Below are 23,435 nucleotides of genomic sequence, written 5' to 3' on the forward strand. Positions count from 1 at the left end.
ATGCGGCTCCCTCACAGGCGGACGATGGGCCGCGCCGGATCACCCGCCCACTTCGACCAACCGCCGATGAACAGCGACGCGCCCGGCAGACCGGCCTCGTGCATCGCCTGGACGAACAGCGAGGCATGCAGGCCGGAGCCGGAATACACGGCGACCTGATCGCCGGAGGTCACGCCGATCTCGGCGAGCTTTCCGCGGATCTCCTCTACGGGCAGGAAGCGGCCCTCGCGCTGCAGGGCGCGGGCCGGCAGGTTCACCGCGCCCGGGATGTGGCCGGCCTGCAGGTCCAGGCGCTCGGCGCGGCCCTGGAAGCGGGTCAGCTCGCGAGAATCGATGAGGACTCCGTGATCCGGCCAGGCCGCGACCTCGTCGACGTCGACGACCGGCAGGTTCCCGGCCTCGGCGACCAGGTTGCCCGGCTGCGGAAGGTTGCCCGGGCCGCCGGCGGTGTCGAAGCCTTCTGCCTCCCAGGCGTCCAGGCCGCCGGCGAGGACCTTGACGTTCTTCACGCCGGCCCAGGTGAGGATCCACCAGGCGCGCGCCGCCAGCAGGCCGTCGTTCTGGTCGTAGACGACGACCTCGTGGGCGTCGGTCAGACCCCACCGATCGAAGGCGTCCTGCACCCGCGCCAGCTCCGGCAGCGGGTTGCGGCCATGGGCGCGGTCGGGGATGCCGACCAGGTCAAACGTCGGATCACAGAACAGGGCGAGGGGAATGTGGCCCATGGTGTAGTGACCGTAGGCGGACCGGTCGCGGGACCATCGGCTGTCGATGACCGCGATACGACGTCCGGCTTGAATGTGACTGTGGAGTTCCCGTGCGGAAATGCAGGTGCTCATACCGGTAGAGCCTAGAGGCGAAGTGGCGAATCCGCCGCGCCGCGACCGCCGGAACAGTTAGCCTTATCAAATGAACAATTCGACGCGCACCGCCTTCATCACCGGAGCCGCCCAAGGCATCGGCCGCAGCACCGCCGAGATCCTCCTCGACCGCGGCTGGACCGTCGGCGTCTACGACATTTCCGACGACGTCTCCTGGGCCGAGGGCCGCAAGGGCGCGGTCACCGGGCACCTCGACGTCCGCGACCCCGACGAGTGGCGCGACGCGCTGCGGTCCTTCGCCGAAGTCGCCGGGGGTCGCATCGACGTGATCGTCAACAACGCCGGCGTCCTCTATGGCGGTGCCTTCGAGGATGCGGGCATCGACGTCGACGAACGCATCATCGACGTCAACGTCAAGGGCGTCACCTACGGCGCGAAGCTGGGGCTGCCGTACCTGAAGGAGTCGCGCGGCCAGCTGATCAACCTGGCGTCGGCCGCTGCCATCTACGGCACCCCGGACATGGCCACCTACTCGGCGTCCAAGTTCGCCGTCCGTGGCCTGACCGAGGCCCTGGATTACGAGTGGCGCCCCCTGGGCATCCGCGTCGCCGCCGTGTGGCCGCTGTTCGCCGACACCGGGATGCTCGACGGCGTGGCCACCACCGGCACGTCCCGCCTGGGCATCCGCCTGACCGCCGACGATGTCGCCACGGCCGTCGTCGACTGCATCGACGCCGGCTACAAGGACGGCGAGCGCCGCACCCCGCGCTCCCCCGCCAAGGTCCACTTCCCCGTCGGCCTGCAGGCCAAGCTTCTGTTCGCCGGCTCGCACATGTCGCCGCCGTTCCTCACCCGCTTCGTCAACGGCAAGCTGACCACGAAGCGCAAAATCGGGTTTTAGGGGCAGGGACGGCGGGGCTTACGAGTTCTGCTTTACGACGGGCCGGCGTGGATCGATCCACGCCGGCCCGTTTCGTTCTGCTCGGATCGTGCCATCGCTCGTTGGCCACCCCAGCAATCGATCCCTCGAAACTCCCGTGCAGCCGGAATAGTTTTGAGTGATGTACATCGCTCGCGCAGAGCGCCGCACCGCTCTCGTCGTCCCCACCGTCGCCATGACACTGCTTCTCACCTCCTGCGGCGGGGATGCGGGATCGGGAGACACGGAGGATACGACCGCCAACGGCAACGACATCGTCGCCTCCGCACCCGCGGACGCCACCGAGTCGGCCGCAACCTCGGGGAGCACAGACACCTCAGAATCCCCCGAAGACTCGAACGGCCCGCCCGCCGAGCAGGACGCCGACGGCATCGAGCTGACCTCCGGCGACAAGACCGCGGTGCGCAAGATGGCCGTGGAGGGCTGACCCAAGCCCCTCGCCCTCACTTTCTCGCTTTACGACGGCCCCCACCCGTCGAGCCCCCACCTACGACAAGGCGCCGAAGGTATCCCGGGCGTGGTTGATGGCCGCCCCGAAGAACCCCTTGGCGAAGCCGGGGTCGGTGAAGATGGAGATGATGATGTCGAGCATGCGCCTGTCCTTCCGTCGCGTGGCCGTAAACCGAGAAGTAGCACGCCAACCCACCCAAGCCCGGGAGGCGCACGCCCCCGTCACGCCGCGAACGGTGTTGCATGCCCCGCCGGCACCTAATACGTTTGAGTGATGAACGTCACCACGCAGGTTCGCCGCTCCTCGATCGCTTCGACGCTGGCGGCGGCCGCCCTGGTGATGGCGGCGTGCACGACGGAGGAGGCCTCGCCGGAGACGTCGGAAAGCAAAGATGCCGGCAGCATCGAACTGGGCGTCACGCCCGACGAGCCCCTGACATTCGACGAGTCCGGCACCGCCCGCTACACCGTCGACTGGACCGCGAAGGCCGGGCCGGACGAGGAATGCCGCCTGGTGCTCACCGTCACCGCCCCCGACGACCAAGTGATCAACTCCGTGCCCGTCGCCGGCTGCGACAGCTCGATGGAAATGACGCTTGTCGACGGCGCCGGCGACCTGAAGGCCGGCGAGTACCGCATTGAGCTCGAACGCGATGACGAGCGCGCCGAGACGACCGTGACGGTGGAGAAGTAGGGCGCGGGTGCGGCCTGAAGACGCAAAAGCGGGCCGGGTGTTTCCACCCGGCCCGCTTTCATGTGTCGGCCTCACCCAATCTGCGATCAGCCGTCGTAAAGCGACGGGCCCTGCCCGCAGCCGCGCGAGCTACTCCTCGTCGCGGGGCTCGCCGGTGATGACCAGCGACTCGCCGTCCTCGGAGACGCGGACCAGCACGCGGTCGCCGTCGCGGACATCGCCGGCGAGCAGACGCTTGGCCAGCTCATCGCCGATGGCCTTCTGCACCAGGCGGCGCAACGGACGGGCGCCGTAGGCCGGGTCGTAACCGCGCTCGGCCAGCCAATCCATCGCCGCGTCGTCGACGTCGAGCACCAGGCGACGGGCCGACAGGCGGGCCGCCAGCTGCGCGACCTGGATGTCGACGATGCCGCGCAGCTGCTCCTGGGACAGCGCGTCGAAGATGACCACGTCATCCAGGCGGTTGATGAACTCCGGCTTGAAGGCCGACTTCACCGCCGTCATCACCTGCTCCCGGGTGCCGCCGGCGCCCAGGTTCGACGTCAGGATCAGGATGGTGTTGCGGAAGTCCACCGTCCGGCCCTGGCCATCGGTCAGGCGACCCTCGTCCAGGACCTGCAGCAGCACGTCGAAGACGTCCGGGTGAGCCTTCTCGACCTCGTCGAACAGCACGACGGTGTACGGGCGGCGACGCACGGCCTCGGTCAGCTGACCACCGGCGTCGTAGCCGACGTAACCCGGAGGGGCACCGATCAGGCGGGCGACGGAATGCTTCTCGCCGTACTCCGACATGTCGATGCGCACCATCGCGCGCTCATCGTCGAACAGGAACTCCGCCAGAGCCTTCGCCAGCTCCGTCTTGCCCACGCCCGTCGGGCCCAGGAACAGGAAGGAACCGGTCGGACGATCCGGATCCGCGACACCCGCACGGGTGCGGCGCACCGCATCCGAGACGGCCACCACGGCCTCCTCCTGACCGACAACGCGCTCGCCGAGGACCTTCTCCATCGACAGCAGCTTCTCGGTCTCGCCCTGCATCATCTTGCCGGCCGGAATGCCCGTCCAGGCGCTGACGACGTCGGCGACCTCCTGCGGAGAGACCTCCTCGTTGAGCATCGACTCGCCCTGCGACTCCTCCACCGCGGACTCGGCCTCCGCGAGCTGCTTCTCCAGCTCGGGGATGCGGCCGTACCGCAGCTCGGCGACGCGGCCGTAATCGCCCTCGCGCTCGGCCTTGTCGGACTCGGTGCGCAGCTGATCCAGCTCCTCGCGGACGACGCGGACGTCATCGATGGAGGACTTCTCGTTCTGCCAGCGGGTCTTCAACTGGGTGAGGGTCTCGCGCTCGTTGGCCAGCTCCTCGCGCAGCTTCTCCAGGCGATCGCGGGACGCGACGTCGGTTTCCTTCTCCAACGCCATTTCCTCGATCTCCAGGCGGCGGACGATGCGCTCGGCCGAGTCGATCTCCTCCGGGGAGGAGTCGATCTCCATGCGCAGACGCGACGCGGCCTCGTCGACCAGGTCGATGGCCTTGTCCGGCAGGAATCGCGACGTGATGTAGCGGTCCGACAGGGTGGCCGCCGCGACCAGCGCGGAGTCGGTGATGCGCACGCCATGGTGCACCTCGTACCGCTCCTTCAGTCCACGCAGGATGCCGATGGTGTCCTCCACCGACGGCTCGCCGACGAAGACCTGCTGGAAACGGCGCTCCAGCGCGGCGTCCTTCTCGATGTACTTGCGGTACTCGTCCAGCGTCGTCGCACCGACCAGCCGCAGCTCACCGCGGGCGAGCATCGGCTTGATCATGTTGCCCGCGTCCATCGAACCCTCGCCGGTCGCGCCGGCGCCGACGATGGTGTGGATCTCGTCGATGAACGTGACGATCTGCCCGTCGGACTCCTTGATCTCGTCCAGGACCGCCTTCAGGCGCTCCTCGAACTCGCCGCGGTACTTCGCGCCGGCGACCATCGAACCCAGGTCGAGGCTCATCAGGGTCTTGCCCTTCAGCGACTCCGGTACGTCGCCGGCGACGATGCGGCGGGCCAGGCCCTCCACGATCGCGGTCTTGCCCACGCCGGGCTCGCCGATGAGCACCGGGTTGTTCTTCGTGCGGCGCGACAGCACCTGCACCACGCGACGGATCTCCTGGTCACGGCCGATGACCGGGTCGATCTTGCCCTCGCGGGCACGGGCGGTCAGGTCCGTGGCGTACTTCTCCAGCGCCTGGTACTGCTCCTCCGGGTCCTCCGTGGTCACGCGGCGGTTGCCGCGCACCGACGTCAGGGCGCCCTTCAGCGCCTCCGGCGTCGCACCGGCGTCCTGCAGCGACTTCGCGGCCTCGGACTGGCCGGTGGCGATGCCGATGAGCAGGATCTCGGCGGAGACGTACTCGTCGCCGAGCTCGCCCGCCAGCTCCTCGGCCGCGGTCAGCGCATTGAGCGCATCGCGGTTGAACTGCGGGTTGGCCATGTTGGAGCCCTGCGCGCTGGGGTAACCGGCGACGAGCGCGCGGGCGCGGGCCAGCGCGCCGGTCGGCTCGACGCCCGCGGCGGTGAGCAGCGGGCCGGCGATGCCATCGGGCTGCTCCAGCAGGGCCACCAGCAGGTGGCCCGGGCGGATGTCGGGGTTGCCCGCGGCGGACGCGGACTTCAGCGCCGCCTGCAGGGCCTCGTTCGTCTTGGTGGTCGGGGTGAACGACATGGTCCTCGTCCTTTCGTGGGGTCTGCAATATGTGAGTCGATCGCGCTCAACTCCACTTCGGAATCGGCCGCAATCGTAGCCATTCACACCATGCAACGGCCACAGGGTTGAGCCTGTTCCACTCAACCTTGCCAATTATCGTGATTCGCGTCACACTGAGGATGTCGAACCAGGCAATGAACCACGTCTTCCCGGACCTTTCTCATCCTCACCCAAGGTTGCCGTGAAAATCTGGCACACCATGGAACACACTCGCCGGCCCAGGCATGGCACCCCCGAGCGCCATGCCCGCACCGACGGCCCCGCCACGTTCACCGGCCGCGTCCTGGAGGTCCAGCGCCGCACGCGCGACATCGCCGTCATCCGCGTCCACTGCCCCGAGCCGATCCCGTTCACCGTCGGCCAGCACATCCCCATCCGCTCGCCGCTGGCGCCGGGCATCTGGCGCGACTACTCCCCCGCCCTGCCGCCGAATCCGGAGGGCCTGCTGGAGTTCCACATCCGCATCGTCGACGGCGGCGCGGAGTCGCGCCCGCTGGTCGCCGCGTCACGCCCGGGCGACGTATGGACCTTCGGGACCCCGCGCGGCAGTCTCGGCGACGTCCTGCGGGAGTACGGCACGGAGCTTGACGACGACCCGGCGCCCGGACGCCACCGCCTGCCCGAACCGGACCCGAGGGACATCCTGATGATCGCCGGCGGCACCGGCCTGGCCCCGTTGCGCGCGATCCTCCTCGAAGCCGCGGACCTGCCCGCGCCGCCGAAGATCCACCTCGTGTACGGCGCTCGCACGCCGGGCGAACTCTACGATCTGCGGACCGTGATCGAGATGAGCCGGAACCTGCCGAACCTGACGGTGACCACGGCCGTCGAAAAGCGTGACGACGCACCGCTGACCCGTCCGGGGCCATACAGTTCACATCCGGCCGCCCCGATGCCCAGGTTGGGGGTGGCCGCCGATGTTGCGGTGCGATTGCACCGTGATGGAGGACTGTCCGGGAAAACCGTGCTCATCGCCGGTCGCGGCGAGATGATCGAGGCAACGCGCGAACGGCTGGTCGCGGCGGGGGCGGACCCCCGGTTCATTCACCATGACCCCGTGGCCAAAACCACCGCTTCACGGGGAGCGGGCCGGGCGGACCTTGACTAGGCTTGTGACGAACACCCTTCCCGACGAAAGGACACGCATGAACGCCATTAACCCGGATCAGGCCAAGCAGATGACCGAGGGCAAGGGCTTCATCGCCGCTCTCGACCAGTCCGGTGGATCCACCCCGAAGGCGCTCGGCCTGTACGGCGTCACCGAGGATCAGTGGACCAACGAGGACGAGATGTTCGATCTGGTCCACGAGATGCGCACGCGCATCATCAAGTCCCCGTCGTTCAACTCCGATCACATCATCGGCGCGATCCTGTTCGAGCAGACCATGGACCGCGAGATCGACGGCATCCCCACCGCGCAGTACCTGTGGGAGAAGAAGGGCATCGTCCCGTTCCTGAAGACCGACAAGGGCCTGGCCGACAAGGCCAACGGCGTGCAGCTGATGAAGCCGTGCCCGGGCCTGGACGAGCTGCTGGAGCGTGGCGTCGCCAAGGGCATCTTCGGCACCAAGATGCGTTCCTTCGTCGCCGAGGCGAACGAGGCCGGCATCAAGGAGAACGTCGAGCAGCAGTTCGAGTTCGCCAAGCAGGTCCTGTCGCACGGCCTGGTCCCGATCGTCGAGCCCGAGGTGGACATCAACGCCGCCGACAAGGCCGAGGCCGAGGCCATTCTGCGCGACGAGCTGATCAAGCACCTCGACGCCCTCCCCGAGGGCGAGCAGGTCATGATCAAGGTCACCATCCCCTCCGAGGATGGCTTCTACACCCCGCTGGTCGAGCACCCCAAGTGCATGCGCGTCGTGGCCCTTTCCGGCGGCTACCCGCGCGAGGACGCCAACGAGCGTCTCTCCCGCCAGCCCGGCATGATCGCTTCCTTCTCCCGCGCGCTGTCCGAGGGCCTGTCGGCCCAGCAGTCCGACGAGGAGTTCGACGCCACCATGGCCGATTCCGTGAAGGGCATCTACGAGGCGTCGCTGTAAGAAGCACCGCCGCGTCAGACGAGTGACGCCCCGCCCCGGTTCTCCCGGGGCGGGGCGTTCGTCGTTTCTCCGTTTAGCCGGGAACTCCCCGGCTTACTTCCGGATCTCCAGGACCGGGATGGTCTTGCGCAGGCGCGGCACCTCGTCGAGGTCGATGTCCGCGATGAGCAGCTGCGGGGCGAAGCCGGCCTTCGCGATGACCTCGCCGTCGGGGCTGGACAGGATCGAGTGGCCCACGCCGACCGGGCCCTCCGGCTTGCCGGCCTTCGCGGAGCCGCCGGGACGGGCGGCGTCGACGGCGGCGATGAAGCACGTCGAGTCCAGGGCGCGGGCGGCGACGAGCGCCTCCCACTGGCGGACCTTGCCCGGGCCGTCGTTCCACGCCGCCGGCAGGGCGATGACCTCGGCGCCGCGCTGCGCCAGCTCAACAAACTGCTCCGGGAAGCGGATGTCGAAGCACGTCGCCAAGCCGACGCGGACCGTGCGGCGGACCTCGGCGGACCCCACCGGCACGTCGATGACGACCAGATCGGAGCCCGGGGCGACGGTGTCGGATTCGCGGAAACCGAAGGCGTCGAAAAGCCTGATCTTGTCGTAATGGGCGTCGACGTCGGGCCCCGTCGCCAGCAGCGTGTTGTGCACGCGCCGGAGTTCCTTGCCGTCGCGCTCGACGACGTCGGCGGGGCGGAACATGCCGAGGACGACCGTGACGCCTGCCTCGGCCGCCGCGGACCGGACGGCGGTGGCGAAGGGCCCGTCGAGCGGCTCGGCGACGGTGTCCAGGCGGCCGGTGTTGAAGGCCTTCATCGTGGCCTCGGGGAAAACCACCAGGTCGGCCCCGGCGTCGACGGCGCGGACGATGACGTCCTTGACCTGGCCGAGGTTCTCCTGCGGCTCAGCGGACAGTTCCAGCTGGGCGAGTGCGATGCGCATGTGATCGACGTTACCGGGGTTCATCCACAGGCGGGGGCGCTGCGGGGATTCATCCACAATCCGGGTGTCGCGGGCGGCCGATCCGGGTGCGCGGAGCCGGATGGTCCGGGAACCTGCGGGCATGACCAACACGGGGATGACGGTGAGCCCGGCCGCTCTGGAGCGCATGGGGACCGGATTGAGGGGCGACGGGCACCGTCTTTCGGGCATGGCCCATCTGCTTTACGACGACGTCGAGATGCCCGGGTCGCGGATGCTCGGAGAACTGCTCCACGGGGCCCTGCGATGGCGGGAGGAGTTGCGGGCCGAGGGTCAGTTGCTCGATGACCTTGGCGTCGCCGCGGCCCGCGCGGCCCGGGCGATCGACGACGGCGATGCCGCCCATGGCGCGGCCTTCGGGACGGAACCGTGACGCCGATCAGCGCGATCCTCGCCTGGCGGACCGAAAACCTGGGCACCGCCGCGCGACGGTGGGCGTCGCTGGCGCGATTGATGGAGTCGGCGGCGGGCGACATCGACGGCCGCATCGATGGCGTGGGCGCGGATGAGCTTTCCGGGGACATCCGGGGCAGCGCGGAGACCGCCGTCCATGACGCCGGCGGCAGGGTGCGCCGCGACGGTGCCCTGGTGAGCCGGTTCGCCGAGGAGCTCGGAGAGGCGGCAATCTCGTTGACCAGCGCACGCGATGACCTCCGCGTGGCTGTCGGCGAAGCGCGGGCCGCCGGACTCACCGTCGACGACGACACGGGTGAGGTGATGCGACCGCTGCGATTCGGCGCCATCGACATAGACGCCGCGAACCCGGACAGCGACCGCAGGCTCTCCGAGGCAGTGAGGAGTGCCCTGCGACGGGTCAGGAGCCTCGACGATGAGCTCGCCGCCGCGCTGCCGGCGCTGCATCCGCCGCGGCGGCACATGTACGTTCCGGGCGTCAGGTTCGGCGCCGGGGAAGCGGCCAGCGGGCTCCCCGGCGCGCGGGCGGACGCCGCGCAAGGCATCTACGACGCCTTCGGGCTCGGCGATGATGCCGAGGTGACGGTCCTGGACAGGACGGCGACCACCACGACGATCATCGCCGGGGATCCCGCGGGCGCCGACCGGATCGTGACCATCGTGCCCGGCACGGGATCATCGCCGGAGGATCTCCTGGCGCAGACCGACAAGGCCAGGGGCGACTATGGGGACCGGACGGCCGTCGCCGTGATGACGTACAACGCGCCGCCCGGGGTGACGTCGGCGGCGTCGGCGCGGTTCTACGAGGCGGCCGCGCCGGACCTGCAGCGGGTGCAGGCACACCTGGCCGAAAACTCCCGCGCCTCCCTCGTCGTGATCGGGCACAGCTACGGGGCGACCGTGGCGGCCCAGGCGACTAGGGGCCGGGGCCTCCACGCCGACGGCGTGGTGCTGGCGGCATCGCCAGGAGCAGGACGGGGAATCCAATCCGCCGACGACATGACCCTGCGGCGCAGCGACGGCACCAAGTACCCGGCCTGGCAAACCCGCGACCGGGTGACCGCCGTGACCACCGGGCACGACATCATTCGCGGGGCGGCGGCGAGCGGAATCCACGGCGCCGACCCCGCGGATCCCGCGTTCGGGGCCGGGGCAATGGGTTCGAAGCAGATCACCAACGGACGGCCATGGCCGAGGAATTTTACGCCCGGACCGCATTCCGAGGACTACTTCCCCGACCATCGCTTCCGCCGCGGAGTCGAGGCCTTCGCCAATTCCCTCCCCGGTTCAGGTCCGGGCTCGGACGTCCGGCCCGGATGGACCGCCGAGCCGCACCGGGGCCCGGTTCGGGCTTCGGGGCCTATTTGAAGTCGAGCTCGTAATGCTCGCCGCGAACCCCGCCAATGCGGGAGAACAGGAAATTGAACAGGATCGACAACCCCAGCGGCAGCGCCACGAACACCAGCGCGACGATCGCCACGTGGCCGACGGCGGACTCGTCGGGGCGGGCCTCCCGGACCTGGATATCAGGCATACGGAAAATGCAATGGCCGGCCCGATGCGAGAATGCATCGGGCCGGCCGGGGGCGAAAAGGAGCGGACGCGGCTCCTACTCCACGGAGGAACCCGCGCGCGGGCGGTCGGAAACACGATCCGAGGTTGCACCGCCCGCCGACATCGAACTCAAGGTTCCCTCCGGGGCCCGGTTCAGGAAAGAGGGATTCTCGTAGATGCGCCCCGGCGAATAGTCATCGGGGCTGACCCCCTCCGGCAATGGCGCCGGAAGGCCTTCGTACCGGCCCTTGATTCCCGTCTTCTGCAGAAACAATCCGACGGAGACGACGATGGCCAGCGACACCATCGATTGCACGAACTCGGCACGCGTCGCCGTCCGGATGCCCATCACGGCGATGATCACCACGATCAATCCCGTGACGATCGCCGGGACGACCGGCCAACCGAACATCCGGAACGTCAAGCCACCATGGGGCTCGAGCTCCCGCCTCAGCCGGGGGCGCAACATGATCTGCGAAACGCCGATGAAGACGTAAACGAACAGCACCACCGCGCCCGACGAGTTGACCAGGTACAGAAAGATCGTGTCCGGCCAAAAATAGCCCGCCGCCACGCAGATGAATCCGACCATCGCGGAGAAGAGAATGCCCCCCGTGGGGACGCCACGCCCATTGACGCGCGTCATCCACGCCGGGGCATCGCCGTTGCGGCCCTGCGTGAAGATCATTCGGGAGGCCGTGTACAAACCGGCATTGAGGCACGACAGCACTGCCACCAGGACGATGAAGTTGAGAATGTCCGCAGCGCCCGGCACGCCCATGGCGTCGAGTGCCGTGATGAACGGGCTAACGCCGGCCGCATACGAATCCCACGGAAGGATCACGACCAACAACGACGTCGACAAGACGAAGAACGCGAGGATGCGCACGACCACCGTTTGCGTCGTGCGACGAATCGCGTCGGCGGGGTGCGACGATTCGGCGGCGGCGATGGTGACCAGTTCCGCGCCGGTCATGGAAAAAATCACCGTGACCACGCCGACGAAGATCGCGCTGACTCCGTTGGGAGCGAAGCCGCCGTGGCTCCACAGGTTCCGCAACTGCGGAGGTGCATCGCCGAGCCCCGTCCACGCGCCAAGCGCAAACGCCAGCCCCCCGATGAGGAATGCGACGATGACGACCACCTTGATGCCGGCGAACCAGAACTCGGCTTCGCCAAAACTCTTCACCGACAGCAGGTTGACCGACACCATCACCACGAGAATGACGACCGCGGTAAGCCATTGCGGGATGGCGGGCACCCAACGAGCGATGAGCTCGCCGCCCACGACGGCCTCGATTCCCACCACGATGACCCAGAAATACCAGTACAACCAACCCGTCGAAAACCCGGCCCAGCGCCCCATCGCCATGCGGGCGTAGTCGACGAACGACCCCGTCGACGGCTTTGCGACGGCCATCTCGCCCAACATCCTCATGATCAAGTAGACGATGCCGCCGGCGATAGTCGTCGTCACGATGGCCGATGGCCCGGCGACGGCGATGAGGCCGGAGAGGCCGACGAAGAACCCGGCACCGATGGTGCCGCCCATCGAAATCATGGTCAGGTGACGTTTGGAAAGGTCAGAGCGTAATTCGACCCCGCCGCTACAACTCGGGGCCCCCGTGGGGTCGGTCATGGCGATCCTCCTCAAATTGGTTTCTCGGGCACGCACCCGACGCGGCGAACGCACCGCGAACGTGATGTGGGACACATTAAGGGGGCCGATCGGCCAGACATATCGACAAAATGTCGAATCGGAAACATTTTATTCACCAAACAGATGATGGCGGGAGCGGTCTCCGGCGCCCGAAAGTGATGGGCAGCACATCCCGACACTGAGGAGATCAGCCATGACCACTTCGCTCACCGCCACGCCGACGGTCAACGGCATCGAGCAATCGCGGCATCTAGCCACGGAAATCCCCGGCCCCCGCTCCCGCGATCTGACGGCCCAGGCCACCTCGGCTCTGCCCGCCGGCCTGAGCTCCGGCCAGCGCACCTGGGCCAAGCGCGCTGCCGGCGGAATCGTCGTCGACGTCGACGGCAACCGCCTCATCGACCTCGGGTCGGGTATTGCGACCACCACCGTCGGCAATGCGCACCCCGATGTCGTCGAGGCCGCCCGTGTGCAGATGGGCGAACTGACGCACACGTGTTTCCTCAACCAGCCATACGAGGGATACCTCCACCTCGCCCAGCGCCTGGCCGACATCGCCCCCGGAGACCACTCCAAGCGCGCGGCGCTGTTCTCCACTGGGGCGGAAGCCGTGGAAAACGCCGTCAAATACGCTCGCGCGTTCACGGGCCGCCCCGGGGTGGTCGTCTTCGACCACTCGTTCCACGGGCGCACGAACCTGACCATGGCAATGACCGCAAAGAACAATCCATACAAGCAGTCGTTCGGCCCATTTGCATCCGACGTCCACCGCGCCCCCAGCCCCTATTCCTACCGCTGGCCCGGCGGGCCCGACTCCGCCGCCGACGACGCGTTGGCTCAACTCGAACTCCTCGTTGACGCCCAAGTCGGTGCCGGCAACATCGCCTGCATCGTCATGGAGCCCATCCAGGGCGAGGGCGGATTCATCGTGCCGCCCGAGGGCTTCCTGCCCCGCCTCGCCGACTTCTGCCGCGACCGGGGAATCCTCTTCGTCGCCGACGAGATCCAGACCGGCATCGCCCGCACCGGCGATCTCTTCGCGTGCGATCACGAACGCGTCGTCCCCGACCTGATGACGCTGGCCAAGGGGCTCGGCGGCGGCATGCCCATCGCCGCCGTAGTCGGCCGCGCGGACGTCATGGACGCCGCGCATCGGGGCGGCATCGGCGGCACCTACGCGGGCAACCCCGTCGCCTGCGCCGCAGCCATCGCCGTTCTCGACGTCGTGGAAAAGGAAGGCCTCACGGAGCGGGCACGCGACATCGGCGACCGCATCGAAGCGGCGCTGACGAAAGCCAAGTCGACGAACCCCGTCATCGGGGACGTTCGGGGCCGCGGCGCAATGTACGCAGCCGAGCTCGTTCGCGCCGACGGGATCACTCCCGACCCGGCGCGCGTTGCCGACGTCGCCCGCCGGTGCGAGGAACGCGGCGTCATCGTCCTCACCGCCGGCACCTTCGGCAACGTCATCCGCCTCCTCCCGCCGTTGTCCATCAGGGACGGCCTCCTCGACGAGGCCCTGGCGATACTCGTCGAAGAGCTCGCCCGCTGATCCCCTCCCCCAACCCCAATCTCACGCCCCCGAAAGGACCACGACATGGCCCACACTCCCGCTCAGCTCATTGGCTTCGACTCTTTGCTCTCCGAAGAAGAGCGGATGATCCGCGATACCGTCCGGGAATTCTGCGATCGCGAACTCCGGCCCCACATCGGCGACTGGTTCGAGGCCCACGACATTCCTCGGGAACTGGGTCCCAAGTTCGGCGAAATCGGAGTACTGGGCATGCACCTCGAAGGCTACGGTTGCGCGGGAACCTCCGCGGTGGCCTACGGCCTGGCGTGCATGGAGCTCGAGGCGGTCGATTCGGGCATCCGCTCGTTCGTGTCGGTGCAGGGATCGCTGGCCATGTACGCGATTCACAAATGGGGCGACGAAGAGCAGAAGAACCGTTGGCTGCCCGAAATGGCCGCCGGCAGGGCAATCGGCTGCTTCGGATTGACCGAACCCGACTTTGGTTCCAACCCTGCGGGGATGCGCACCCATGCCCGGCGCGACGGGGACGACTGGGTCCTCAACGGCACGAAAACGTGGATAACCAACGGCTCGCTCGCCGACGTCGCCGTCGTGTGGGCGCGCACGGACAGCGGGTTCGCGGGTTTCCTCGTGGAAAAGGGAACCGCCGGGTTCACGACCTCGGACATTCATCGAAAGGTGTCGCTGCGCGCGTCGATCACCTCGGAGCTCGTCCTCGACGAGGTCCGGGTACCCGATTCATCCCGGTTGCCGGGCGTCGGCACGTTGCGCGGTCCCCTGTCATGCCTCAACGAAGCGCGCTTCGGCATCATGTTCGGCGCGCTCGGCTCCGCCCGCGATTCGATCGAACAGACCCTCGAGTACGTCCGGGAGCGCCGCGTCTTCGACAAGCCCCTGTCGTCGTACCAGCTCACGCAGGCCAAACTCGCGGACATGGTCCTCGAGCTGGACAAGGGCCTGCTGCTGGCACTTCAGCTGGGCCGATTGAAGGACGCCGGAGCCCTGCCCAACGAGTCGATCTCGCTGGGCAAGCTCAATTCCACCCGCGAGGCCATCGCCATCGCCCGGCAGTGCCGCACTCTCCTCGGCGCATCCGGAATCACCACCGAGTACTCGCCGATCAGGCACGCGAACAACCTCGAATCCGTGTTGACCTACGAAGGCACGGCCGAAATGCACCAGTTGATCATCGGCCAGGCCCTGACCGGAGAGCAGGCATTCCGATGAGCCACGCGACGATCGAGCATCTCATCGACGGACGATGGGTCCCCGGCGACGGCGCCGAGTTCGCATCGACGTCCCCGGCCAGGCCGGAGATTGCGGTCGCGGCCGGCAGGTTGGCGTCGTCAAGCCAAGTCGCCGAGGCCATCGCCGCCGCCGACGCCGCTCGCGCGGGGTGGGCGGAGACGCCGATGGCGGAACGTGCCACCGTTTTGCGACGCGCCGCCGACATCCTCCGCGGCAATGCCGCCGAGTGGGGCGCCGAACTGGCACAGGAGGAAGGAAAGACCCTCGCCGAGGGCATCGGCGAAGTGAACCGGGCCGCGGCGGTACTCGACTTCCAGGCCGGCGAGTCTGACCGCGACGCGGGAGAAATCTTCCACTCTCCGCGCCGAGGCGAACGAATAGAGGTCGTGCGCAAACCCGTCGGAGTCGTCTCGCTGATCACCCCCTTCAACTTTCCCATCGCAATTCCGGCGTGGAAAGCCGCACCCGCTCTCATCCACGGCAACACCGTGGTGTGGAAACCCGCACAGACCGTTCCCCTGCTGGCGATGCGGCTGGCCGGAGCACTGCACGACGCGGGTTTGCCGCCCGGCGTCCTGAATCTGGTCGCCTCGTCCTCCGCCGACGCGTCGACGATGCTCGTCGATCCCCGCATCCGGGCGGTGACCTTCACGGGATCGACGAAGGTCGGCCGCACCATCGCCGCAACGTGCGCCGCGGCGGGCATTCCCGTCCAGGCCGAGATGGGCGGCAAGAATCCGGCGGTCGTCCTCGCGGACGCCGACATCCCCCACGCGGCGAGCCAGGTCATCGCCGGCGCCTTCAACTCGACGGGACAGAAGTGCACCGCGACATCGAGAGTCGCGGTGGTCCGCTCGGTCGCCGAGGAGTTTCTCGCCGAACTGGTCGCGGGCGCCACCGCGCGCGTCACCGGGGATCCGCTCGCCGACGGCACGTCCATGGGCCCGATGATCGACTCCGTCCCCCGCGACGACGCTCTGGCCGCGGTACGCGCCGGAGTCGACCGCGGCGCCGAGATCCTCTGCGGGGGCAATATTCCCGAGGTGCCCGGCTGCGCTGGCGGTCACTTCATGGAACCGACCATCGTGCGGGTCGATTCTCCCGAAGACGCCTTGTGGCGCGACGAGCTCTTCGCCCCCGTCCTCGCGGTACTGGTCGTCGAAGATGCGGCCGAGGCCTTTCGCACTTCTGACCTCGGTGAATACGGGTTGACCGCGGCAGTGTTCACGGATTCACTCGCCGCCACGTTCGACGCAATCGATGATCTCGAGGTCGGCATCCTCCACGTCAACTCGGAGTCCGCGGGCGCCGACCCCCATGTCCCCTTCGGCGGCGCCGGCGCCTCAGGTCTCGGGCCGAAGGAGCAGGGGCGCGCGGCGAGGGACTTCTTCACCCGCACGACGACGATCTATCTCGGCAGGGGCCCACGATGACCGGGGCGCTGGACGGAATCATCGTCGCCGACTTTTCGCGGGTGCTCGCCGGCCCCTACGCCACGATGCTCATGGCGGATCTCGGGGCCGAGGTCATCAAAATCGAGAGGCAGGACGTCGGCGACGACACCCGGGCGTGGGGCCCGCCCTACGGCCCCGATGGGCAATCGACCTATTTCGCGTCGGTCAATCGAAACAAGCGCTCACTCCAACTGGACCTCCGCGATCCCTCGGACCTCGACCGAGCACGCGAACTGGCGCTGCGCGCGGACGTCATCATCGAGAATTTCCGGCCGGGAACGATGGACCGCCTCGGTCTCGGCTACGACCGCATCCGCACGGACAACCCCGGCGTCGTCTACGCGTCCCTGTCCGGATTCGGCGAATCCGAGGCGGCCGCCCGCTTGGGCGGATACGACCTCGTCGTCCAGGCCGTCGGGGGGCTCATGTCGGTCACGGGCGAAGGCCCCGGACGCGAGGTCAAGGTCGGCGTGGCCGTGATCGACGTGCTCACCGGACTGCACCTCGGCTTCGGGGTGCTCGCCGCGCTCCGCCATCGGGAGTCGACTGGACTCGGCCAGCGCGTATCCACCGATCTTCTGTCCTGCGGACTGTCGTCAATGGTCAATCAAGCATCGGCGTACCTCGGCGCCGGACGGGTGGCGGGGCCGATGGGCAACCGGCACCCGTCGATAAGCCCCTATGAGGTCTATCCCACCGCCGACCGCCGTTTGGCGGTCGCCGTGGGCAACGATTCCCTGTTCGACCGATTCTGCAGGGTGCTCGGCATCGACGACCTCATCGGCGACCCGCGTTTCGCCACGAACCATGCGCGCGTCGACAACCGCGCCGAGCTGAAGGAGCTGATCGACGCGGCGTTGCGCCAGCGCACCGCCGACGAGTGGTTCCGGTTGCTTTCCGACGCCGGCGTCCCCGCCGGCCCCGTCAACGACATCGCCGGCGCCTTCGACTTCGCCGAGTCACTCGGCCTCGTCCCGCGCGTCGACATCGACGGGGTGCCATCGGTGCGCAATCCGCTGAACCTCTCCGAGACTCCCGCCGCGTACGCGATGCCGCCGCCGATGCTTCGGTGAATCCCGCCGGGGATGGCGCCGGCCCGAACGTCAGCGGACGGCGTCGCCGCGCGAACGCAATGCCAACCACAGTTCCGCCCGGACGTCGGGATCCTCGAGGCTCGCCCCCAGCACATCCTCGACGCGCTCCGCGCGGGAACGGGCAGTTTGTCGGTGCACGCCCAACTTCCGCGCCATCGCCTCGTACCGGCCATTGCCTTCCAGGAATGCGATGGCCGCGGCGACGGTGTGCTCGCCGGTGGCGGCGTCATGGTCGGACAGCTTCCGCAGCAACCCGCCAGCGAGGATCTCCGCAGCACGATCGTCGAGGACTCCCAGCAAAAGCTCATGGGCCGGCAGGTCCCCGATGTGCCGGATCCCGGAGTCGGCGCGCGCCGCCGCGAGTTCCGCCTGCCGCAGGGACGTCGCCACGTCGGACAGCGGCATCCTCTCGCCCATGCCGATGACCATCGGCCGGCCGGGCACCGTCAACGCCGCCGCCAGGTGCTCCGCGATGTCGTCCGGACCGTCGTGGACGACGGCGTGCCCCATCAACCGTGGCTCGCACAAGAACGAGCACCCGCAACCGGACAGTTCATCGGCCAACCGCGACGACGTAGCCGAAGAGTTGCGGATGAGCAGCGCCGACACCCGAGATGACGGGGACAGGCCGAACAACGCCAACTGCTCCCTGCCCGGCACGTCGCCGCCGAGTATGCGCCGCATGGCGTCCCTGCGCAGCCGCTCCTCCGCCTCGTGGACCGCCAACGACCTCGACATGGACAGCGACACGATGGTGGCGGCGTGATCGACCAGCAGCCGGTTCATCTCGTCAAACCCGTGCGGGGCGTCGACGACGAGAACGCCGGGGCTGGCGGACATCCCGGTCAACGGCCGGATCATCCGCATGCCCCGCTCGAGCAGAGGCGACTTGCCCACCGATGGCGAATACGGCGGGGCCGGGACATGCGGAAACGGGCGCTCCGGATCATCCGGGCGCCCGCCCGCGCTCTCCAACACGGTGCCACGATTGTTGAGCACCAGAGTCCTGCCGCCGATGACGGAATCGAGCCGCTCGAGCACCGGCGGCACCCCACCGCGCAACATCATCCGCACCAGGTCCGACTGCACGCCGACCAGTTCCGTCAGGCGACGTTCCCGGATCGCAGTGACCTCTTCCGCCACCGCCCGCACCACCGTCGTGAACGGGGCGCCGGCGTCGACGGCGAGGACCGGGAAACCGATTTCCGCGCCACGGACGACGATCGCGGCGGGCACCCGATCCCACCGCCCGCCGGTGTCCACCGCCACGGCGCACGCCCCCGCCCGGCGCAGCGCGTCAACGTAGGCGGCCTGGCCGACTTCTTCGTCGGGAAGCTGGAACCCGGACGTCAGCACCAGGGTGCCGCGCGCGATCCATCGGCCGGTGTCGGCGCGGTCGATCGCATGGGCCCAATCGACGGGCGTGAATTCCGCTACGTCCCGCGCGGCCAACAATGTGAGCCCCAAGTCGGGGCGGTCCACCAGCGAAGCGACGGTGAGGGTCATGGCAGCAGCCTAATGGCCCTCAATCCCGATTTTTCGACCGCCTGCGGCGCGGCTCCCACATGACCACGGCGGTGGACCGGGGGACGTGGACGATTTCACCTCGCGGGCGACCGCGACGGGATTCCGCCTCGCTGAGCTTAGCGCGCAGCGCCGCGTTTTCGTTCTCGAGCTCTTCGACTCGCTCGTTGAGCCCGATGATCGACTTGATGCCGGCGAGGTTGACGCCCTCCTCCTGCGACAGCCGCTGGATCTCCCGCAGCAGCGCGACATCGCGCTGGGAGTAACGGCGGCCGCCGCCGCTGGTGCGCTGCGGCGTCACCAAACCCAGGCGGTCGTAATTGCGCAGGGTCTGGGCGTGCATGCCCGCCAAGTCGGCGGCGACGGAGATGACGTACACCTCGGTGCGGGACTCGGTACGCGATTCCTCATGGGCCACGCGAATCACCTACTTCGCCCCGGCCCAGCCGTCGCGCGGATTGAATCCGCCGGCGCGCTCGGCCTCGACGTAGGAACGCAACGCCGACGCGGCGGCGTCATCCAACTTCGGGGGAACCTGCACCCGGACGGTGACCAGAAGGTCACCCGGGGTGCCGGACCTCTTGGGCACGCCACGGCCGCGGACACGCAGCGTACGGCCGTCGGCAGTGCCGGCGGGGACGCGGACGCGGACCTTGCCGTCGAGCGTCGGCACCGTGATGGTGCCGCCGAGCGCCAGCTCGCCGAAGCTCACGGGCACGGTGACCTCGAGGTCGTCACCCGAACGGGTGAAGATCTCGTCGGGTCGCACGTGCACGGTGACGAACAGGTCGCCGGCCGGGCGGCCGCGCAGCCCCGCCTCGCCCTGGCCCGCCAAGCGGACCTTCTGGCCGTCGACGACGCCCGCAGGCACCCGCACCGTGATGGTGCGGCGCCGCGTGGTCACGCCGGTGCCGGAACAGTCGGGACAGGGATCCTCGATCTTCGTGCCCTGGCCACCGCAATCGGGGCAGGGCGCGGAGAAACCGAAGGCGCCGCGCTGTTCGTTGGTGAAGCCGGAACCGTGGCAGGTGCCGCACGTGACCGGGTGAGTGCCCGGCTTCGCGCCCGAACCGTGGCACGTGGTGCACGGCGACGGGTTGGTCAACTGCAACGGGATGGTGACTCCCTTGGCGGCCTCGCGGAAATCGAGGGTGATCTCGGTTTCCACGTCGGCGCCGCGGCGCGGTCGGGACGCCCGCCCGGCACCGCCGGCGCCACCGCCGCGGTTGACGAAGCCATTGAGGAAGTCGCCGAAGCCACCGCCGCCACCGCCTTCGCCGAAGATGTCGGAGACGTTGAAGTCGAAGCCGCCCGCGCCACCGGCGCCGCCGGCACCTCCGGCGCCGGGCCCGCCCGTCGTAAAGCCACCGCCGCCGAAGCCGCCGCCCGCGCCGGGGAAGCGGAACCCGCCGCCGGCCAGCGCGGAACGCAACTCGTCGTACTCGCGGCGCTTGTCGGCGTCGCCGATGACGGAGTAGGCCTCGGAGACCTTCTTGAAACGCTCCTCCGCCTTCGGGTCACCCGGGTGAGTGTCCGGGTGATTGTCCCGGGCGAGCTTGCGGTAGGCCTTCTTGATCTCCTCCTGGCCCGCGGACTTGGAGACGCCCAGGTCCGCGTAATAGTCCTTGTCCGCCCATTCACGCTGGGTCATCGGACATCTCCTCCTTCCGTGGTTGGCGCCGGATCGGGATCGATCAGGCGGGGTCGGCGATGACGACCATCGCCGTGCGGATCAAACGCTGATCCAAGCGATAACCCTTGCGCAGCACCGCGCCGATGACCTTCTCGTCGCCGGTCGAGGTGTCCTGGACGGCCTCGTGGACCTCCGGATCGAACTCCTCGCCCTCGGCCCCGAAACCGGTGATCTTCAGGGTGGTCAGAGTGTTGCGGAACTTGTCCGCGAACGCCCGCAGCGGACCTTCGGCGGACAGATCGCCGTGCTGCTCGGCCCGGTCGAGGTCATCGGCCAGGTTCAGCAACTCACCGGCGATGGACGCCTTGGCCAGCTCGCGGTCGAGCTGGCGGTCGCGGTCCACGCGGCGCCGGTAGTTGGCGTACTCGGCGGACACGCGCTTCAGATCCTCGGTGCGCTCGTCGAGCTCCGACTGCAGGCGCGTCGCCTCGTCGTCGACTGCACCGGCACCGTCGCCAGCCTCGGCCTCATCGGCCTCGGCCTGCGCGGCGGCGTCCGCGTCGACGGCGTCGTCGAAGGCGTTCTGCTCGAAGCCATCGGCGGCGGCCGCCTCGGCGGGGCCGGCGTCCGGACCGGCGCCCCGGTCAGCAAAGGGGTTGTCGGTCGGATTCGTCATTTACTTGTCCTTCTCGTCCTCGTCGACGACCTCGGCGTCCACGACGTTGTCGTCGGCCGCGGCCTCACCGGCATCGCCGGCGTCGGCCTGGGTCGCGCCCTGCGCGGCCTCGGACTCGTAGATGGCCTTGCCCATCTCCTGGGACTCGGTGGACAGCTTCTCCACCGCGGTCTTGATGGCCTCGATGTCGGAGCCCTTCAGCGCCTCGTCGACGCCCTTGGCCGCCTCCTCGACGCGGTCCTTGATGTCGTCGGACACCTTGTCCTCGTTGTCGGTGACGAACTTGCGGGTCTGGTAGACCATCGACTCGGCGGAGTTGCGGACCTCCTGCTCCTCGCGGCGCTTGCGGTCCTCCTCGGCGTGGGCCTCGGCGTCCTTGATCATCTGGTCGATCTCGTCCTGCGACAGGCCGGAACCGTCCTGGATGGTGATCGTGGACTCCTTGCCGGTGCCCTTGTCCTTGGCGGTGACGTGGACGATGCCGTTGGCGTCGATGTCGAAGGTGACCTCGATCTGCGGCACGCCGCGCGGCGCCGGGGCGATGCCGCCCAGCTCGAAGGAGCCGAGCAGCTTGTTGGCTGCGGCCATCTCGCGCTCGCCCTGGAAGACCTGGATCTGCACGGAGGGCTGGTTGTCCTCGGCGGTGGTGAAGGTCTCCGAGCGCTTGGTCGGGATGGTGGTGTTGCGCTCGATCAGCTTCGTCATCACGCCGCCCTTGGTCTCGATGCCCAGGGACAGCGGGGTGACGTCGAGGAGCAGCACGTCCTTGACCTCGCCGCGCAGAACGCCGGCCTGCAGGGCCGCGCCGACGGCGACGACCTCATCCGGGTTGACGCCCTTGTTCGGCTCGCGGCCACCGGTCATCTCCTTGACCAGGTCGGACACGGCGGGCATGCGGGTGGAACCACCCACGAGCACGACGTGGTCGATGTCGGCCACGGGGATGTCGGAGTCGGCCAGCACCTGCTGGAACGGCTTGCGGGTGCGGTCGAGCAGATCCTGCGTGATCTTCTGGAACTCGGTGCGCGACAGGGTCTCGTCGAGGAACAGCGGGTTCTTCTCGGCGTCGACGGTGATGTACGGCAGGTTGATGGTGGCCTGCTGCGACGACGACAGCTCGATCTTCGCCTTCTCGGCGGCCTCGCGCAGACGCTGCAGGGCCATCTTGTCCTTGGTCAGGTCGATGCCCTGGGACGCCTTGAACTTCTCCACGAGCCAGTCGACGATGCGCTGGTCCCAGTCGTCGCCGCCGAGCTTGTTGTCGCCGGCGGTGGCGCGAACCTCGACCACGCCGTCGCCGATCTCCAGCAGGGACACGTCGAACGTGCCGCCGCCGAGGTCGAAGACCAGAATGGTCTGGTCCTTGTCGTTCTTCTCCAGGCCGTAGGCCAGGGCCGCCGCGGTGGGCTCGTTGACGATGCGCAGGACGTTGAGACCCGCGATCTGGCCGGCCTCCTTGGTGGCCTGGCGCTCGGAGTCGGAGAAGTACGCCGGGACGGTGATGACGGCGTCGGTGACGTCCTCGCCCAGGTAGGACTCGGCGTCCCTCTTCAGCTTCATCAGCGTGCGCGCGGAGATCTCCTGCGCGGTGTACTTCTTGTCGTCGATGTCGACGCTCCAGTCGGTGCCCATGTGGCGCTTGACGGAGCGGATGGTGCGGTCGACGTTGGTGACCGCCTGGTTCTTGGCCGACTGGCCCACGAGCACTTCACCGTTCTTGGCGAAGGCGACGACCGACGGGGTGGTGCGCGAACCCTCGGAGTTCGCGATGACGACGGCTTCGCCGCCCTCCAGCACCGACACGACGGAGTTGGTGGTGCCCAGGTCGATACCGACTGCACGTCCCATGATTGATGTCCTCCTGATTGCGGGGCCGCCTTCGCGGCTCACGATTAGTTGATGTCAGATGTGACGTTAAGCGTCTGGCGCTCAAGTTTGCCGAAGGGCCCGACTCGCGTCAAGCCTCGCGGCGTTCATCTTGAGTGC

Annotated in this window: 21 protein-coding genes; 11 read left to right on the forward strand and 10 right to left on the reverse strand. The window is 68.4% G+C overall.

The genetic code is table 11. The annotated features are described in order from the left end of the window. Window positions 1–11: 11 nt before the first annotated feature. Window positions 12–839 (reverse strand): sulfurtransferase, encoded by an 828-nt coding sequence (locus CX1_RS06680; protein ID WP_046649639.1) that lies wholly within the window; start codon window positions 837–839, stop codon window positions 12–14. A gap of 70 nt (window positions 840–909) precedes the next feature. Between CX1_RS06680 and CX1_RS06685 the strand changes: the two genes are divergently transcribed. From CX1_RS06685 to CX1_RS06695, 3 genes are all read left to right on the forward strand, one after another. Continuing rightward, on the forward strand, window positions 910–1,722 hold the full coding sequence (locus CX1_RS06685; RefSeq protein ID WP_060925443.1) for an SDR family oxidoreductase: 813 nt from the start codon (window positions 910–912) through the stop codon (window positions 1,720–1,722). A gap of 160 nt (window positions 1,723–1,882) precedes the next feature. Next, window positions 1,883–2,188 (forward strand): hypothetical protein, encoded by a 306-nt coding sequence (locus CX1_RS06690; RefSeq protein WP_052753043.1) that lies wholly within the window; start codon window positions 1,883–1,885, stop codon window positions 2,186–2,188. 297 nt (window positions 2,189–2,485) lie between these two features. Further along, window positions 2,486–2,905 carry a hypothetical protein gene (locus CX1_RS06695; protein ID WP_046649636.1) on the forward strand — a complete coding sequence of 140 codons (420 nt, stop codon included), beginning with the start codon at window positions 2,486–2,488 and terminating at the stop codon, window positions 2,903–2,905. 129 nt (window positions 2,906–3,034) lie between these two features. On the opposite strand, the gene clpB is transcribed toward CX1_RS06695, so the two are convergent. Beyond that, the gene (gene clpB / locus CX1_RS06700; RefSeq protein ID WP_060925444.1) at window positions 3,035–5,605 is read right to left on the reverse strand and encodes an ATP-dependent chaperone ClpB; all 2,571 of its coding nucleotides are present in this window, start codon (window positions 5,603–5,605) and stop codon (window positions 3,035–3,037) included. A gap of 241 nt (window positions 5,606–5,846) precedes the next feature. Here clpB and CX1_RS06705 point away from each other — a divergent pair, with 241 nt between their 5' ends. Both CX1_RS06705 and CX1_RS06710 read left to right on the forward strand, forming a co-directional pair. Beyond that, window positions 5,847–6,755, forward strand: coding sequence for an FAD-binding oxidoreductase (locus tag CX1_RS06705; RefSeq protein ID WP_052753042.1), 909 nt, complete (start codon window positions 5,847–5,849; stop codon window positions 6,753–6,755). 37 nt (window positions 6,756–6,792) lie between these two features. Next, window positions 6,793–7,686 (forward strand): fructose bisphosphate aldolase, encoded by an 894-nt coding sequence (locus CX1_RS06710; RefSeq protein WP_113570042.1) that lies wholly within the window; start codon window positions 6,793–6,795, stop codon window positions 7,684–7,686. Window positions 7,687–7,779: 93 nt separating this feature from the next. Here the strand turns inward: CX1_RS06710 and CX1_RS06715 are convergent, their stop codons facing one another. After that, window positions 7,780–8,619 (reverse strand): carbon-nitrogen hydrolase family protein, encoded by an 840-nt coding sequence (locus tag CX1_RS06715; protein WP_046649651.1) that lies wholly within the window; start codon window positions 8,617–8,619, stop codon window positions 7,780–7,782. A 121-nt stretch (window positions 8,620–8,740) separates the two neighbouring features. On the opposite strand from CX1_RS06715, the gene CX1_RS06720 reads away from it, so the two are divergent. Next, on the forward strand, window positions 8,741–9,031 hold the full coding sequence (locus tag CX1_RS06720) for a hypothetical protein (RefSeq protein ID WP_146780708.1): 291 nt from the start codon (window positions 8,741–8,743) through the stop codon (window positions 9,029–9,031). Further along, a complete protein-coding gene (locus CX1_RS06725; protein ID WP_060925445.1) occupies window positions 9,028–10,440 on the forward strand; it encodes an alpha/beta hydrolase in 1,413 nt (470 codons plus the stop codon). Before CX1_RS06720 ends, CX1_RS06725 begins: the two co-directional genes overlap by 4 nt. Here CX1_RS06725 and CX1_RS12385 read toward each other — a convergent pair. Together CX1_RS12385 and CX1_RS06730 are read right to left on the reverse strand one after the other, a co-directional pair. Next, the gene (locus CX1_RS12385) at window positions 10,433–10,606 is read right to left on the reverse strand and encodes a hypothetical protein (RefSeq protein WP_156425057.1); all 174 of its coding nucleotides are present in this window, start codon (window positions 10,604–10,606) and stop codon (window positions 10,433–10,435) included. The genes CX1_RS06725 and CX1_RS12385 overlap by 8 nt on opposite strands. A 75-nt stretch (window positions 10,607–10,681) precedes the next feature. Next, entirely contained in the window at window positions 10,682–12,265 is a 1,584-nt protein-coding gene (locus CX1_RS06730) for an amino acid permease (protein ID WP_082719182.1), read from the reverse strand. Between the two features lie 214 nt (window positions 12,266–12,479). Between CX1_RS06730 and gabT the strand changes: the two genes are divergently transcribed. The 4 genes from gabT to CX1_RS06750 are packed head-to-tail and all read left to right on the forward strand — an operon-like array spanning window position 12,480 to window position 17,595. Then, a complete protein-coding gene (gabT, locus tag CX1_RS06735; RefSeq protein WP_046649632.1) occupies window positions 12,480–13,838 on the forward strand; it encodes a 4-aminobutyrate--2-oxoglutarate transaminase in 1,359 nt (452 codons plus the stop codon). Between the two features lie 45 nt (window positions 13,839–13,883). After that, window positions 13,884–15,047 (forward strand): acyl-CoA dehydrogenase family protein, encoded by a 1,164-nt coding sequence (locus CX1_RS06740; protein WP_046649631.1) that lies wholly within the window; start codon window positions 13,884–13,886, stop codon window positions 15,045–15,047. Further along, window positions 15,044–16,501 (forward strand): aldehyde dehydrogenase family protein, encoded by a 1,458-nt coding sequence (locus CX1_RS06745; protein ID WP_046649630.1) that lies wholly within the window; start codon window positions 15,044–15,046, stop codon window positions 16,499–16,501. The genes CX1_RS06740 and CX1_RS06745 overlap by 4 nt, the downstream gene beginning before the upstream one ends. Beyond that, window positions 16,498–17,595 (forward strand): CaiB/BaiF CoA transferase family protein, encoded by a 1,098-nt coding sequence (locus tag CX1_RS06750; RefSeq protein WP_046649629.1) that lies wholly within the window; start codon window positions 16,498–16,500, stop codon window positions 17,593–17,595. The genes CX1_RS06745 and CX1_RS06750 overlap by 4 nt, the downstream gene beginning before the upstream one ends. A gap of 30 nt (window positions 17,596–17,625) precedes the next feature. Here the strand turns inward: CX1_RS06750 and CX1_RS06755 are convergent, their stop codons facing one another. The 5 genes from CX1_RS06755 to dnaK form a co-directional block, all read right to left on the reverse strand. Continuing rightward, window positions 17,626–19,122, reverse strand: a complete 1,497-nt coding sequence (locus CX1_RS06755) for a PucR family transcriptional regulator (RefSeq protein ID WP_060925446.1) — start codon at window positions 19,120–19,122, stop codon at window positions 17,626–17,628. Window positions 19,123–19,141: 19 nt separating this feature from the next. Further along, entirely contained in the window at window positions 19,142–19,483 is a 342-nt protein-coding gene (locus CX1_RS06760) for a heat shock protein transcriptional repressor HspR (protein ID WP_244465395.1), read from the reverse strand. Between the two features lie 84 nt (window positions 19,484–19,567). Next, on the reverse strand, window positions 19,568–20,791 hold the full coding sequence (dnaJ, locus tag CX1_RS06765) for a molecular chaperone DnaJ (RefSeq protein WP_060925447.1): 1,224 nt from the start codon (window positions 20,789–20,791) through the stop codon (window positions 19,568–19,570). A 43-nt stretch (window positions 20,792–20,834) separates the two neighbouring features. Then, window positions 20,835–21,449: a nucleotide exchange factor GrpE gene (grpE, locus tag CX1_RS06770; protein WP_046649627.1), complete on the reverse strand. Its 615-nt coding sequence runs from the start codon at window positions 21,447–21,449 to the stop codon at window positions 20,835–20,837. After that, entirely contained in the window at window positions 21,450–23,297 is a 1,848-nt protein-coding gene (gene dnaK, locus CX1_RS06775) for a molecular chaperone DnaK (protein ID WP_060925448.1), read from the reverse strand. Window positions 23,298–23,435: the final 138 nt, after the last annotated feature.

This window comes from Corynebacterium xerosis NBRC 16721 = ATCC 373 (assembly GCF_001552415.1).
Classification (GTDB): Bacteria; Actinomycetota; Actinomycetes; order Mycobacteriales; family Mycobacteriaceae; genus Corynebacterium; species Corynebacterium xerosis.